Here is a 13,780-nt window from a genome sequence, read left to right on the forward strand (position 1 = left end):
GTGCGCTGCCGCGCACTGCGGCTTGTGGTTGGATCGAAACCGTGGTAGTTCCCTTTCCCGGTTCGCCGCGGCCGACTCTGGGCGTCGAGTGGGAGATCGCGCTGGTCGACAGGGTCACGCGGGATCTCTCCAACACGGCCGCGGAGGTATTCGACGCGGTAGCGAATCTCGCCGGTCCCGAGGATCCGCGGATCACCAAGGAGTTACTGCGCAACACCGTCGAACTCGTCACCGGTATCCACTCCACCGTCGGTGAGGCAATGGACGACCTCGACGAGTCGCTCGACCTGTTGCGGCGGGCGGCGAACCCGCTCGGCGTCGATCTCATCTGCGCGGGAACGCACCCGTTCGCGCAGTGGTCGACCCAATTGGTCACGCGCACACCGGATTACGACGAGCTGATCGAACGCACCCAGTGGTGGGGCCGTCAGATGCTCATCTGGGGTGTGCACGTCCACGTCGGTGTGTCCTCGCCGCAGAAGGTGTTCCCGATCCTCAATGCGCTGCTGCAGCGGTACCCGCATCTGCTCGCGCTGTCCGCGTCCTCACCGATGTGGGCCGGCGTCAACACGGGGTACGCGAGTAATCGTGCGCTGATGTTCCAGCAGCTCCCCACCGCGGGGCTGCCGTACCAGTTCGCGAACTGGGGGCAGTACGAGGATTTCATCAGCGACCAGATGAAGACCGGTGTGATCACCAAGATCGGTGGGATGCACTGGGACATCCGGCCGGCGCCACGGTGGGGCACCATCGAGGTCCGCGTCTTCGACGGCATCTCCACCCGCGCCGAACTCAGTTCGCTCGTCGCGCTCGTGCACTGCCTGATCGTCGACCTGGACCGGCGTTTCGAGGCAGGTGAGAATCTGCCCAACCTGCAGCCGTGGCACGTGAAGGAGAACAAGTGGCGGGCCGCGCGGTACGGGCTCGACGCCGAGATCATTCTCGACGAGGACAGCAACGAGCGCCTCGTCACCGACGACCTGAACGACCTGCTCGAGAAGCTGGCCCCGACCGCTGTGCGTCTCGGCTGCGCGGACGAACTGGCCGCCGTGGCCGAGATTCCCCGTCGTGGCGCTTCCTACCAGCGGCAACGTCAGGTCGCGGAGGCGACCGGCGGTGACCTGGTGGCCGTGGTCGATGCGCTGGTGAAAGAGCTCGGGACCTGAAAGACGGTCTCGGGCAGGACACTCGTCCACTTCCCGTTCACGTGTTGTTTACACTTGGCAGGTGTCGATCGACGATGTTGCCGTTGTACGGCCGGGTGGGCCCGTCGATCGATCCCGCATGTTCGCGGCAGGCGGGGCGCTCGGGGTGGCGATCCTGCTGGTGGTCGTCCAATTGGTCGCGTCCACGCAGGGTTTCCAAGGCCCCCTCGAAAGCCTGTTCCACGACTATGTCCTGACCCCCAAGTCGGCGTCCGTCCCGTGGGCCGGCCTCGCGATCGCGATGGTCGGGCTCACCAATCGCCAGCGCGTCGTGGCACTGTCGGCCGCGGCCGGTATCGATGTCGTGGTCGCCGCGGTGCGCTATCTGTCCGGTGGCCCGCTGACCGTCGGAAACGGCGCGACCTGGGTACTCACGGCCGTGGGCGTGTATGCGGCGGTCCGATGGACGGGCGACCAGCGGCGCAGCGCCCTCAGGGGTGTCGGACTTGGTGCGCTGCTGATTCTCGCGACCAAATTCGGCGACGCCTGGCTGCAGGTCACGATCATGGCCGGGCCGATGATCCTCGACGAATACGCGCAACTGGCCGATCACGCGCTGGGCAGCCCCTCGTGGCACCTGGGGCAGTTCGTCGACGCCCTCGGACCCGTCGGCTACGGCATCCTCCACTGGGTCTACATCGAACTGCCAGTCGCGGCCATCGCGGTGGCCGTCTACCAACTGCGGAACGGCTGGCCGTCGCACTACCTGGTCCGCACGTTCCTGTTGATCGGTCTCATCGGTCCCGTCTTCTACGTGCTGTTCCCGGTGGTCGGTCCGATCTTCGCGTTCGGCACCGAGGGGCAGGGGTTCCAGGTCAGCGACTACTGGCCCAACCTCGTCCCGACACCCGACTTCGCGCCCGAACCGATGTCGTTCGATTCGGCGACCCCCCGCAACTGCATGCCGAGCCTGCACACGGCGTGGGCTCTCGCCCTGTTCATCCACTCCCGGCACGGCGCCTGGTGGCTGCGGCTCGGTGGCACGTTCTGGCTGGTGTGCACGCTGACGGCGACCCTCGGGTTCGGCTACCACTACGGCGTCGACCTGGTCGCCGGAGCCGTCCTGTGCCTGACCATCGAATCCGCGTTGCGCGACCCGGAACGGGGATGGGGCTGGTTCCGGCTCCGCCTCGTCGGAGGCGGCGCGCTGGTGCTGGCCGGACTGCTGCTCAGCTACCGCTACCTCGCGGTGCCGATGGGCCGATTCCCCGAGGTGTCCGGACCACTAGTCCTCGGTGCCCTCGCCGCGATGAGCCTCGTGTTCTACGCGACGTTCTTCGCCCGGCCCGACACCGCACTCGCACGGTGGGGCAGCGGCGCCAAGGCAGCGGTCATGGACGTTCTGGCGGCTCCAACTCGTTGATCATCAACAGCCCGTCCTGATCTCGCTGCTCCCGGTACGCCACCCGGCCGACGCTGTGCGCGATGACCGGCGCGGTGAACAGGGTGAAGATGCCGACGAGGATCAGCATCCAGATGTCGACGTTGCCACGCAGTTCGAGGACGGCGCCCGCGAGAACCATGATGAGACCGACCACCTGCGGTTTGGTGGCGGCGTGCATGCGGCGCAGGGTGTCCGGGAATCGGACGATGGCGATGGCGGCCGTCAGCGCGAGCAGCGAGCCGCACAGCATGAGCGTGGCCCCGATGACGTTCAGCACGGTGGTCACGACTTGTCACTCACCCGGAACCGGGCCACCGACACCGAACCGATGAACCCCACCAACGACAGCGCGACGATGGCGGGCACGATCGTCGTGTCGCCGGTGTACGCGGCCCACACGGCGAGCCCGCACATCGCGAGCGCGATCAGGGTGTCGAGGGCGACGAGGCGATCCAGCGAGTTGGGCCCGTCGAGCAGCCGGAACGTCGTCAGAACCCCGGCGACGACCAGGACGATTCCGGATATGACCGAGACGACTGTCATGAGCTGCCCTCCTGAGTGGGGTCGTCGTATTGCAGGTCGCGGTTGTGCCAGGGGCTCGGTTTCCAGTCGGAGTCGCGTTCGAACGCCTCGATGAACAACCGCTCCAATTGCGCGACCGTGCGGTAGAACTGGCTGACCGCCTTCTGCGATCCCATGTCCAGGACGTGCACGTAGACGATCCGCCGCACCTGGTCGATCTCGAGGACCATGGTGCCCGGAATCAGGTTCAGTACGTCGATGCACAGCGTCAGGACGAGGTCCGACTTGATTCCCAGCTGGTAGCGCAGGACCCCGGTGACGGGCGGCGGCCCGGGCCGGAGTGCGAGCCACGCGATCTGGAGGCTCGACTGGAGCGAGTAGTACACGAATATCACCGCCAGCCGGAGCAGCGGCAGGACGTGCACCCGGCCTTCCACGGGCACCCGGGGCAGGGGCATGAGCACCATGATGAGCGCGCCGACGGCGAGCCCGCCGAGGATGTTGGCCCAGCTGACGTTGCCCCACAACAGGATCCACACTGCCATCAGCCACAGCAGCGCGCCGAACTGGAGAAGTCTCTCGCGTTTCATCGCGGTGCCTCCTGCGCTTCGCCGCCGGGGTGCCCGCCGAGGACGGCGTCGATGTAGATGGACCGGTTCTGCAGATCGCTCGCCGCGCGATCACTGATCTGGATGATCTGGCCGGCGAACACCGTCATCGCCAGCCCTACGGCGACGAGGGCGACGGTGGGGATGAGCATCATCGCGGGGATACGGCCCACGTCGGCGCGGTCGTCGAACGAGATGTCGGCCTCGGACTCGTCGAGCAGCGCCGACGGGCTGACGTCCGCGAGGTCACCCTCGGGGGCGTCGGCGCGGGCCCGCCAGAACGCCTTGGTCCACACACGGGCGACGACGTACAGCGTGAGAAGGCTGGTGAGGGTGCCGCCCGCGACGAGGATCCACGCCAGCACGCTCGCATCCGCTGAGCCGGCCTGCAGCAGCGCGACCTTGCCGATGAACCCGGAGAACGGGGGAATGCCACCGAGGTTGAGGGCCGGAACCAGGAACACGATGGCCAGGACGGGGCTCGCCGCGGCGAGCCCGCCGAGACGTCGCAACGACGACGACCCGGCCTGGCGTTCGATCAGACCGACCACCAGGAACAGTGTGGTCTGCACCAGAATGTGGTGTGCCACGTAGTAGATGGCCCCCGACAGCCCCGACTGGGTGGACAGCGCGACACCGAACACCATGTACCCGATGTGGCTGACCAGGGTGAAGGACAGTAGTCGTTTGATGTCGCTCTGCGCGATCGCACCGAGGATGCCGACGAGCATCGTCAGGAGGCCGCACACCATCAGCACGTTGTCGAGTTCGCCCTCCGGGAAGAGCAGCGTGTGCGCGCGGATGATCGCGTACACACCCACCTTGGTGAGCAGGCCGGCGAACACGGCGGTGACGGGGGCGGGCGCGGTGGGGTAGGAGTCGGGCAGCCATGTCGACAGCGGGAACACCGCCGCCTTGATGCCGAACGCCACGAGCAGCACACCGAAGATGGCGGTGCGCGTGCCGGACGGGATGCCGTCGAGGCGGGTGGCCATGTCGGCGAGGTTGAGGGTTCCGGTGGCCGCGTAGGCGAACGCGATACCCGCCAGGAAGATCAGCGACGACACCATCGACACCATCACGTACGACACACCCGCACGGACACGGTCTGCGCTCGCACCGAGCGTCAGCAGCACGAAGCTGGCGGCGAGGAGCACCTCGAAGCCGACGTACAGATTGAACAGGTCGCCCGCCAGGAACGCGTTGGAGATGCCCGCCGTCAGCGCCAGATACGTCGGCAGGAAGATCGAGACGGGCTGGTCCTCACCGCCGTCGCGGATGCCCTGACCCACGGCGTACGCCATGACGGCGAGCAGCACGATCGACGAGACCACCAGCATCATCGCGGACAGCCGGTCGACCACCAGCGTGATGCCGATCGGCGAATCCCAGCCACCCACCTGGATGGCCGTCGTCCCGTCGCGGTCGGCGAGGAACAGCAGCAGTCCGGACACGACGAGGACACCGATCAACGCGACGAGCGTGATGATCCGCTGGGCCCGCGGACGCCGGCCGAGCACCAGCGTGGCCGCGGCGGCGAGCATCGGGACGAGGACGGGCAGCGGCGCGAGGGCCGTGATGATGTGCGGGGAAATGGTCACGACTTCTCCCCGATCCCGGCCTTGTCGGAGTCCTCTTCGTCGTCGAAGTCACCCTCGTGCAGGTCTTCGTAGCATTCGAGGTCTTCGAGGTTCTTCAGCTCTTCCAGGGGAATAGGGTTTCCGTCCTTGTCGAATGCGTCGCCGCTGAAACTCGGCTCGCCGGTGACCGGGTCGTCGGAGCGGTCGCGGTCGGGAGCCTCGGCGGGCGACCGGCGCCGCAGGACCTTGGTGTCCTCGGGGTCGTTCTCGACGGCGTCCTGCGTGGTGATCTTGAACGACCGGTACGCGAGCGCGAGCACGAAGCCGGCGATGCCCATCGTGATGACGATCGCCGTCAGGATCATCGCCTGAGCCAGCGGGTCGGCCATCGACTCGTGAATGGACTCGCGGCCGACGATGGGCGGATTGCCGTCCGTACCCCCGGACGTGAGGATCAGGAGATTGATGCCGTTGCCGAACAGCAGCAGTCCCAGCAGCATGCGGGTGATGCTGCGTTCGATGAGCAGGTAGACGCCGGCCGACACCAGGACGCCGATGATGACGAGAAATCCGATGTTCGCGCTCATCGCTGGTTCACCTCGATCTGTGCGTCGAGACGTGCGCCGAGACTGCGGAGCACGTCGAGTACGAGCCCGACCACGATGAGATACACACCCAGGTCGAAGAACAGGGCGGTGACCATCTTGACGTGGCCGACCAGTGGCAGCGTCACCTCGAACACCGCGGAGGAGAGTGCCGGGGCGCCGAGGAACAGCGACGCCAGCGCGGTGCCCGCGGCAAGGGTGAGCCCGAGGCCCAGGATCTTGCCCGCGTCGATCGGGACGGTTTCGCCGAGTTCGTACCGTCCGCCCGCGAGGTATCGCAGGACCAGCGCGAGACCGGCCGTGAGGCCGCCGGCGAACCCGCCGCCGGGTGCGTTGTGGCCGGCGAAGAAGAAGTAGACCGACAACACCATGATGGTCGGGAAGATCAGCCGGGTCGTCACCTCGAGGACCAGGGACCGGTGTTTCGGATCGATGAGATCGCCGCCGAGCAGCCACGTGGTCTCGGAATGCGACGCCGACGAATCGGCGGTGACCGCGGGGGCGTCGGACACTCGGGGGGCGCTGCCGAAGCGGCGGTTGCGGAACACCAGGCTCGCGACACCCGTGGCCGCCACCAGCAGCACCGAGATCTCGCCGAGCGTGTCCCAGGCACGGATGTCGACGAGCAGGACGTTGACGACGTTCTTGCCGTTGCCGAGGTAGTACGCGGCGTCGGGGAGTCGCTCGTAGATCGGCACCGAGTTCCGCGCATTGATGGCGTACGCGCCGATCGTGGTGATGGTGGCACCGACCGCGACCGCCAGCAGCGCCCGCGGAATCTTGAATCCGATGGCCCGTCGCTCGTCGACCTCGGCGGGCAGTTTCCGGAACACGAGCACGAAGATGACGAGGGTCAGCGTCTCGACCAGGAACTGGGTGAGTGCGAGGTCGGGGGCGCCGTGGAGGGCGAACAGCACACCGCAGCCGTAGCCGCTGAGACCGACGAGGATCACGCTGGCCAGACGGTTGCGCATCACCGTCGCGGCGAGCGCGGCCGCGACCATCATCAGCCCGATCACGAACTGCACCGGCGAATCCCACAACCGGACGTCGGCGCCCGTATTCGTGCCGACGACGAGCAGCACCAGCGGCACCACCACGAGGGTGCCGAGGATGGTCGCCTGGGTCAGCGGGAGCGAACCGCGCTGGGTGGCGCCGGTCAGCCGCATCGACAAGGCGTCCATGCCGCGCAGCGTCGCGTCGTAGATGCGGTCGGCGTTGCCGAGCGGCGGATGCTCGAACCGCAACCGGTTGACCCAGCGCTGCGCCACGAAGAGCGCGGTGCCGACGGCGAACACCAGCAGGGTGAGCAGCAGGGCGGTGTTCACGCCGTGCCACAGTGCGAGGTGGTAGTCGGAGACGCCCTCGGCGGGCAGGGTCTGCGAGTACGGCGTCAGAAGCTTCTCGAGCTGCGGCGCCACGAGTCCCGCCGCCAGGCTCAGTACGGACAGAACGGCGGGCGCGGCGATAAACAACGGTCCCGGTGCGTGCATGCCCTGCACGGCCGGGCTCGGCCGCGCGAGCCGCTTGCGACCGAAGGCGCCCCACATGAACCGCACGCTGTAGGCGAGCGTCAGGATCGAACCGAACACCACGACGCCGACGGTGACGATCCGCGCCGGGTCGGCGAGGACGGTCGTGCTCAACAGGGAGTCGAATGCGGCTTCTTTTCCGATGAACCCGAGGAACGGGGGAAGCCCGGCCATGCTCGCCGCGGCCAGCGCGGCGACGACCATCAGAGCGGGAGCACGGTCACCGAGGTGCGCAAGTTTGCGGATGTCGCGGGTGCCCGTCGTGTGGTCGATGATCCCGACCACCATGAACAGCGCGGCCTTGAACATCGCGTGGGCGACGACCATCGTCATGCCGGCGAGCGCGGCGTCGCGGGTGCCGAGGCCGACGAGGACCATCATGAAACCGAGCTGGCTGACGGTGCCGAACGCGAGCACCAGTTTGAGGTCGAAGGCACGCATCGCCCGCCACCCGGCGAGGACCATCGTCAGCAGACCGAGCGTGATGATCGTGAACCGCCAGGGCGCCGAGTCGGCGAAACCGGGCGACAGTCTGGCGACGAGATAGATGCCGGCCTTCACCATGGCCGCGGCGTGTAGGTAGCCGCTGACCGGGGTCGGGGCGGCCATCGCTCCGGGCAGCCAGAAATGCAGCGGCACGATCGCGGATTTCGACAGGGCACCGATCAGGACAAGCACGATGGCGACACCGGCGAGCCAGCCGCGAGGTGCGATCTCGATCAGTTCGGACAGGTTGTACGTGCCACTCACCTGGCCGAGGATGATGATGCCGACCAGCATGGCCAGACCACCCGCGGTGGTGACGAGCAGCGCCTGCGTCGCCGCCCGGCGACTCGACGCGCGTTCGGCGTAATGCCCGACCAGCAGGAAGGACAGGACCGTCGTCAGTTCCCAGAATATGTACAGCAGCAACATGTTGTCGCTGGCGACGAGGCCGAACATGGCCCCGGCGAAGGCCACCATCTCGGCGGCGAAGATGCCGAGGCGGGGTTCGTCGTCGGTGAAGTAGCGCGCGCAGTAGACCAGGATGAGCGTGCCGATGCCCAGCACGAGCACCGACATGATCGCGGCGAGCGGATCGAACCAGAAGTCGAGGTCCATCGACAGGCCCGGAGCCCACTCGATGGACACGGTCTGCTCCGTGCCCCAGTTCGCGATCACCCATCCGAGCGACGCCAGCGGGACGAGGGAGAGAGGGTAGAAACCATTGCGGCCGAACTTGCGCACCACAAGCGGAGCCAGAACGGCGGCAACGGCATGGGCGAGCAGAACAGCAAGCAAAAGGCACTCCGTCGGGGGTCAGCGGGCGGCGGGGTGTCGGAACGAAACGAACCGAGTCGTGTAGACCGTTCGCTTAGCTAGCGAACTGGGCTACGGGGTACATCCTACTGGGTCGGTTATTCGGACTCACAATCGCGGCAAATCGGACTAATGGGGCGGAATGTGTTATGGGCGGCCGGCCGGACTGTTCTATCTTGTGACGGTGCCTGCCGAGATCCGAACCGCCGCGCTCGCCCACATCCGCGACCGGAAACTCCTCCAGACCCGATCGGTGGGGAAGACCGCGTTCTACATGGCAGGTGGAAAGATCGATCCGGGCGAGAACGCCGAACAGGCTCTGCACCGCGAGGTCCGGGAGGAACTCGACGCCGGAATCGTCGACGGGACGCTCGAACATTTGGGGGTCTTCGAGGCGCCCGCGTACGGACACCCCGAGGGCACCGACCTGCACATGACCTGCTTCCTCGCCGAACTGAGCGCCGAGCCGCGGCCGGCGAGCGAGATCGCCGAACTGCGGTACTTCACCGTCGACGAATACGCGGCCATGCCCGACGTCGCGCCCGGTTCGATGCTCGTGTTCCGTCGGCTGCAGTCGCTCGGCCTCCTCGACTAGCTGCCTTCCGGGGTACTGCGCCGCTCGTGGACCGAGTAGACGCAGAACGCGACGACGAGCAGCATCACGAAGCCGACGAGATGGTCGGACGCGGCGGTCGAGGCAGGCGACGACGGCAGACGGTGTTCGCTGCTCGAGCCCGGGTAGACCACCCGGCTGCGGGGAACGGTGGTCGCCGCCACGAACACCAGCGACGCGAACGGCAATGCGAAACCGAGCACCGCGACGGGCGCCGACCCCGGCAGAGCGGCGGCGAGCGCGAAACCCGTGCCGCAGCCCAGCACGGCCAGCCGGATCAACAACGCGACGCCGTCGTCGCCGAAGTCGGGCCAGATTGCGGCGAGCAGCGGAACGACGGCGGCCAGGCTCAGTCCCCACTGCGGGCGCCGCCACTTCGGCGGGACCCTGACCGCCACCGCGATGCCCGCGGCAAGCGCGACGACGCCCACCGCCAGCAATGCCGCCGCGGGCGTCGTCACCGGCGGAGTCCGGAGGTCGTCGAGGACGAGCACGGCCGCGGCGGTGACACCGGTCGCGGCGAGCAGGAAGCGTCCGTCGATCCCCGGGATCCGGCGTGCGATCAGCACCGTGACCGTCAGAATCACGGCGAGCGAGAACGCGACGATCAGCCAGACCGTCAGGGGTTCGCCGAATTCCTGATCGTCGATCCATGCCCCGAGCAACCGGTTGAGCAGGGCGAGAGCCAAGGCGCCGACCAGCGCGGTCAGCAGGGTCTTCCGGTCGGGACGCTGCACCCGGAACTGCGACCGCGCCACCACCGCCGATGCGAGCGCGAGCACGAGAACTCCGATCAGCAGCCACTGCGGGGGTTCGCCGATCGCGGAGGTGCTCATACTCGCGGGCTCGACATACGCGGTGTCGCCGCGCGGTAGTCGCTGCACACTCGCGAGGAGGAACGCGCTCGCCACACCGAGAGTCGACGCCAGCTGCGAAACCCAGCGACCCCACACCGCGGCGACCGCCGCGCCCAGCAGGAACCCGGCAGTCGCGGTCTTCGCGAAGTGCAGGGCAATCAGCGTGTCGACCCCGCGGACGTCCGGCACGACCCAGCGCGCACCGATCAGGGCGAGCGCGCACGCCGCCGCCAGGAGCCACGACACCCGCCGGGAGCCGGACCGTTGCAGACCGGCGACCGCGATGACGGCGAGAACGAGAGCCACCACCACACCCGTCGGCTGGCTGCTGAGCCACCGGTCGATCTCCCGGTCGGACGCGTTGATCGTCCAGGCCCGGTTGCGGGGATTGGTGAGGACGAAACCGGCCAGTGCACCGGACGCGAGAGCAGCCGCGGCCGACAGGGGTTCCCGGAAGTCCATTCGCTCACGGTACTCGAGCGGGTAGGAATGGAAATGGCGAACCCGGCGTTGGCACCGAAGGCGTGCCCGAGAACGACTCCGATCGAATACCACCGAGGCGAGGAGCCCACCTATGACGTCGATCAACGAGAAGGCCACCACCCTGCTGGGACTGCACCAGCCCGGCAACCCCGTCATCCTGCCCACCGTGTGGGATGCCTGGTCCGCGAATCTGGCTGTGTCCGCTGGCTTTCAGGCGCTGACAGTCGGAAGCCACCCGGTATCCGACTCGATCGGCAAGCCCGACAACGAGGGGATCACGTTCGACGAGCTGCTGCACCGCATCTCGCAGATCACCGCAGCGGTGGATCTGCCGCTGTCGGTCGACATCGAATCGGGATACGGGCTCGAGCCCGCCCGCCTGATCGAAGGTCTGATCGGCGTGGGAGCCGTCGGCCTGAACATCGAGGACACGGTCCACAGCGAGGGCGGGCGTCTCCGCGAACCGCAGGAGCACGCCGACTTCGTCGGAGGTTTGCGGCAGGCGGCCGACGCTGCCGGGGTCCACGTGGTCGTGAACGCGCGCACCGACCTGTTCGTCAAGCAGGTGGGCGACGAGTCCGACCGTGTCGACCGCGCGATCACTCGGCTGAAGCTCGCCGCAGAGGCCGGCGCCGACGTGCTGTACCCCGTGGGCCGTCACGACGACGCCACCCAAAAGCGGCTCACGTCGGAGCTGCCGCTGCCCGTCAACGCCATCGGTCTGCCCGATCAGGACGATCCGGCGAGCTTCGGGCCGCTCGGCGTCGCGCGGGTGAGCTTCGGCCCGTTCTTCCAGGCCGCCCTCGCCGCACACGCGGCCACGCTGCTCGGCCGCTGGTCCTGACCCGTGAGTACTTGTTAACCGCGGGCGGTTAACAAGTACTCACGGGCGCGTCAGCGCATAGGATTCGAGGTGCGCCACTTGCTCGGGATCGAGTGAGGGGCGCACCTTTTCGCGTGCCTCCGCCACGTCGGCGGCGGAGACGTCGGCCGCGTCGATGTTCCGGCGCATGGCGGCCAGCGCGGCTTCCCGCAGCAGCGCCGAGCAGTCGGCGGCCGAGTAGCCGTCGAGGTCGTCCGCCAGGGCGTCGAGGTCGACGTCGGCGGCGAGCGGCACCGACTTCCCGGACGTCCGCAGGATCGCGCGGCGGGCAGCACCGTCCGGCGGCGGCACGAACACCAACCGCTCCAGGCGGCCGGGCCGCAGCAACGCCGGGTCGATGAGGTCGGGCCGGTTGGTGGCGCCGACGACCACCACGTCGCGCAGCGGTTCGACGCCGTCGAGTTCGGTGAGCAGTGACGCCACCACCCGATCGGACACCCCCGAGTCGGAACTCTGACCGCGGCGCGGCGCGAGGGCATCCACCTCGTCGAGGAAGATCAGCGACGGGGCCGAATCCCGCGCCCGCTGGAACAGTTCGCGGACCGCCTTCTCGGACGCACCCACCCACTTGTCCATCAGTTCGGCGCCCTTGACGGCGTGCACGCTCAGATGTCCCGAACTTGCCAGCGCCCGAACGAGATAGGTCTTGCCGCAACCGGGCGGGCCGTACAGCAGTACGCCGCGCGGGGGATCGACCCCCAGCCGGGCAAACGAATCCGGGTGCTGCAACGGCCACAGCACCGCCTCGGTGAGCGCCTGCTTGGTCTCCACCATGTCCCCGACGTCGTCGAGGGTGACACTGCCGATCGCGAGTTCCTCGCTGCCCGACCGCGACAGCGGGCGGATCACGTCGAGCGCGCCGAGCAGGTCGTCCTGGGTGAGCGCCGGGTCGACGGGTTTCCTGGCCGCGCGTGAGGCGGCACGCAGGGCTGCTTCCCGGCACAGCGCGGCGAGGTCGGCGACGACGAATCCCGGTGTGCGGGCCGCGATCGCGTCGAGGGCGATGCCGTCGGTGGGGACCTTCCGCAGAAGCAGTTCCAGCAGCGCCCGGCGGGTGGAGCCGTCGGGCAGGGTCAGGGTGAGTTCGCGGTCGCACAGGTCCTGTCCGCGCAACCTGGCGTCGACCGACTCCGGGTGCGCCGACGTCGCGACGAACGCGACCCCGACGGTGTCGACCGCGCGGCGGAGCTGTTCGACGATCAGCGCCGACACCGGCTCCGGCGTGGCGGGCAGCAGGGCATCGATGTCGGTGATCAGCAGGACGCCGCCGCTGCGGATCGCGTCGACAGCCGAGGTGACCCGCTGCAACCGTGAGTCGGCTTCCAGCGCGCCGGCACTCGGCCCGTCGAGTTCGACGACTCGGCGGGAGGCGAGCACCGCTCGGGCGAGCGTCGCCTTCCCGACGCCGGCGGGCCCGGTCACCAGGACGCCCAGATGCGGTGAGGCCCCGAGTTTGCGGAGCAGTTCGGGTTCGTCGAGCGCCAGTCCGAGCCATTCGGTGAGTTTGGCTGCCTGGGTGTGGGAACCGACCAGGTCCTCGACCGGGACCGGGGGAACTTCCTCGGCGGGCCGGACAGGCGGCGCGGGCAACCGGGACGGAGCCGCGGACACCGTCGCGCGCACACCCTCGCCCCATCCGACCGCGGTGTTGGGCTGCACGCTCACCGGACCACCGGCCGGGTCGACCCCGGTGACGGTGAGCAATTCGGATGTCCACGCGACCCCGAACGTCCGGGACAGTGCCTGCGTGGCGGGGGCGGTGCTGGTTCCGGGGCCCAGATCGCGGGGGAGCAGCGACACCGTGTCGCCGACGGTGAGGACCTTGCCGAGCAGGGCGTGACGCAGCGTGACGTCGGAGACGGAGTTGACGGCCAGGTTCGAGCCGCTGACCGTCACCGTCTTCCCGCCGTACACCGTCACCGGTGTCACGACGACCGTGCTGTTCTCGGTCAGCCCGGCGTTGGACAGGGTCACGTCGTCGAGGAGCACAGTCCCGGTGGGCGTTCCGGACGGCGCGCGACCTGCCACCGCGGCGGTGCGGCGCGCGCCGACGAGGGCGATAGCGTCCCACTCGCGGAGGCCGAGCGCGGCCAATGCTTCCGGATGCAGCCGGACCACACCGCGCCGGGTGTCGGCGGCCGAGGTGTTCAGTCGGACTGTGAGCGCGAGTTCCGGTGAGGTCACGTCGTCGAGCCTACGTGCGGGAGCG

Annotated in this window: 12 protein-coding genes; 4 read left to right on the plus strand and 8 right to left on the minus strand. The window is 68.3% G+C overall.

The features are described 5' to 3' along the window. Nucleotides 1-41: 41 nt before the first annotated feature. Both GO592_RS03715 and GO592_RS03720 read left to right on the plus strand, forming a co-directional pair. Nucleotides 42-1,166 (plus strand): glutamate--cysteine ligase, encoded by a 1,125-nt coding sequence (locus GO592_RS03715; RefSeq protein WP_007301315.1) that lies wholly within the window; start codon nucleotides 42-44, stop codon nucleotides 1,164-1,166. 118 nt (nucleotides 1,167-1,284) lie between these two features. Continuing rightward, complete coding sequence (locus tag GO592_RS03720; protein WP_007301316.1) at nucleotides 1,285-2,568, plus strand: phosphatase PAP2 family protein; 1,284 nt, start codon at nucleotides 1,285-1,287, stop codon at nucleotides 2,566-2,568. Here GO592_RS03720 and mnhG read toward each other — a convergent pair. From mnhG to GO592_RS03750, 6 genes are read right to left on the minus strand one after another with little or no spacing between them, the layout of a single operon-like run. Continuing rightward, entirely contained in the window at nucleotides 2,537-2,875 is a 339-nt protein-coding gene (mnhG, locus tag GO592_RS03725) for a monovalent cation/H(+) antiporter subunit G (protein WP_005264391.1), read from the minus strand. The genes GO592_RS03720 and mnhG overlap by 32 nt on opposite strands. Next, nucleotides 2,872-3,132, minus strand: a complete 261-nt coding sequence (locus GO592_RS03730; protein WP_005264390.1) for a monovalent cation/H+ antiporter complex subunit F — start codon at nucleotides 3,130-3,132, stop codon at nucleotides 2,872-2,874. The genes mnhG and GO592_RS03730 overlap by 4 nt, the downstream gene beginning before the upstream one ends. Beyond that, nucleotides 3,129-3,701 carry a Na+/H+ antiporter subunit E gene (locus GO592_RS03735; protein WP_007301317.1) on the minus strand — a complete coding sequence of 191 codons (573 nt, stop codon included), beginning with the start codon at nucleotides 3,699-3,701 and terminating at the stop codon, nucleotides 3,129-3,131. The genes GO592_RS03730 and GO592_RS03735 overlap by 4 nt, the downstream gene beginning before the upstream one ends. Beyond that, nucleotides 3,698-5,320, minus strand: a complete 1,623-nt coding sequence (locus GO592_RS03740; protein ID WP_007301318.1) for a Na+/H+ antiporter subunit D — start codon at nucleotides 5,318-5,320, stop codon at nucleotides 3,698-3,700. The genes GO592_RS03735 and GO592_RS03740 overlap by 4 nt, the downstream gene beginning before the upstream one ends. Then, on the minus strand, nucleotides 5,317-5,886 hold the full coding sequence (locus GO592_RS03745) for a Na(+)/H(+) antiporter subunit C (RefSeq protein WP_007301319.1): 570 nt from the start codon (nucleotides 5,884-5,886) through the stop codon (nucleotides 5,317-5,319). Before GO592_RS03745 ends, GO592_RS03740 begins: the two co-directional genes overlap by 4 nt. Continuing rightward, complete coding sequence (locus GO592_RS03750; protein WP_039953061.1) at nucleotides 5,883-8,717, minus strand: Na+/H+ antiporter subunit A; 2,835 nt, start codon at nucleotides 8,715-8,717, stop codon at nucleotides 5,883-5,885. The genes GO592_RS03745 and GO592_RS03750 overlap by 4 nt, the downstream gene beginning before the upstream one ends. Before the next feature lie 160 nt (nucleotides 8,718-8,877). Here GO592_RS03750 and GO592_RS03755 point away from each other — a divergent pair, with 160 nt between their 5' ends. After that, the gene (locus GO592_RS03755; RefSeq protein ID WP_050998721.1) at nucleotides 8,878-9,330 is read left to right on the plus strand and encodes an NUDIX hydrolase; all 453 of its coding nucleotides are present in this window, start codon (nucleotides 8,878-8,880) and stop codon (nucleotides 9,328-9,330) included. Here GO592_RS03755 and GO592_RS03760 read toward each other — a convergent pair. Then, on the minus strand, nucleotides 9,327-10,667 hold the full coding sequence (locus GO592_RS03760) for a hypothetical protein (protein WP_007301322.1): 1,341 nt from the start codon (nucleotides 10,665-10,667) through the stop codon (nucleotides 9,327-9,329). The two genes, GO592_RS03755 and GO592_RS03760, sit on opposite strands and share 4 nt — an antisense overlap. A 112-nt stretch (nucleotides 10,668-10,779) precedes the next feature. On the opposite strand from GO592_RS03760, the gene GO592_RS03765 reads away from it, so the two are divergent. Beyond that, complete coding sequence (locus GO592_RS03765; RefSeq protein ID WP_007301323.1) at nucleotides 10,780-11,532, plus strand: isocitrate lyase/PEP mutase family protein; 753 nt, start codon at nucleotides 10,780-10,782, stop codon at nucleotides 11,530-11,532. 39 nt (nucleotides 11,533-11,571) lie between these two features. On the opposite strand, the gene GO592_RS03770 is transcribed toward GO592_RS03765, so the two are convergent. After that, a complete protein-coding gene (locus GO592_RS03770; RefSeq protein ID WP_007301324.1) occupies nucleotides 11,572-13,755 on the minus strand; it encodes an AAA family ATPase in 2,184 nt (727 codons plus the stop codon). Nucleotides 13,756-13,780: the final 25 nt, after the last annotated feature.

The organism is Rhodococcus sp. 21391 (assembly GCF_016772255.1).
In the GTDB taxonomy this organism is placed as follows: domain Bacteria; phylum Actinomycetota; class Actinomycetes; order Mycobacteriales; family Mycobacteriaceae; genus Rhodococcus_F; species Rhodococcus_F opacus.

What these genes read in the sequence shown, in the direction of transcription:
- GO592_RS03760 (WP_007301322.1), bottom strand. Translation starts at nt 10,667, where the DNA reads ATGGACTTCCGGGAACCCCTGTCGGCCGCGGCTGCTCTCGCGTCCGGT.
- GO592_RS03765 (WP_007301323.1), top strand. Translation starts at nt 10,780, where the DNA reads ATGACGTCGATCAACGAGAAGGCCACCACCCTGCTGGGACTGCACCAG.
- GO592_RS03745 (WP_007301319.1), bottom strand. Translation starts at nt 5,886, where the DNA reads ATGAGCGCGAACATCGGATTTCTCGTCATCATCGGCGTCCTGGTGTCG.
- GO592_RS03755 (WP_050998721.1), top strand. Translation starts at nt 8,878, where the DNA reads ATGTGTTATGGGCGGCCGGCCGGACTGTTCTATCTTGTGACGGTGCCT.
- GO592_RS03730 (WP_005264390.1), bottom strand. Translation starts at nt 3,132, where the DNA reads ATGACAGTCGTCTCGGTCATATCCGGAATCGTCCTGGTCGTCGCCGGG.
- GO592_RS03735 (WP_007301317.1), bottom strand. Translation starts at nt 3,701, where the DNA reads ATGAAACGCGAGAGACTTCTCCAGTTCGGCGCGCTGCTGTGGCTGATG.
- GO592_RS03720 (WP_007301316.1), top strand. Translation starts at nt 1,285, where the DNA reads ATGTTCGCGGCAGGCGGGGCGCTCGGGGTGGCGATCCTGCTGGTGGTC.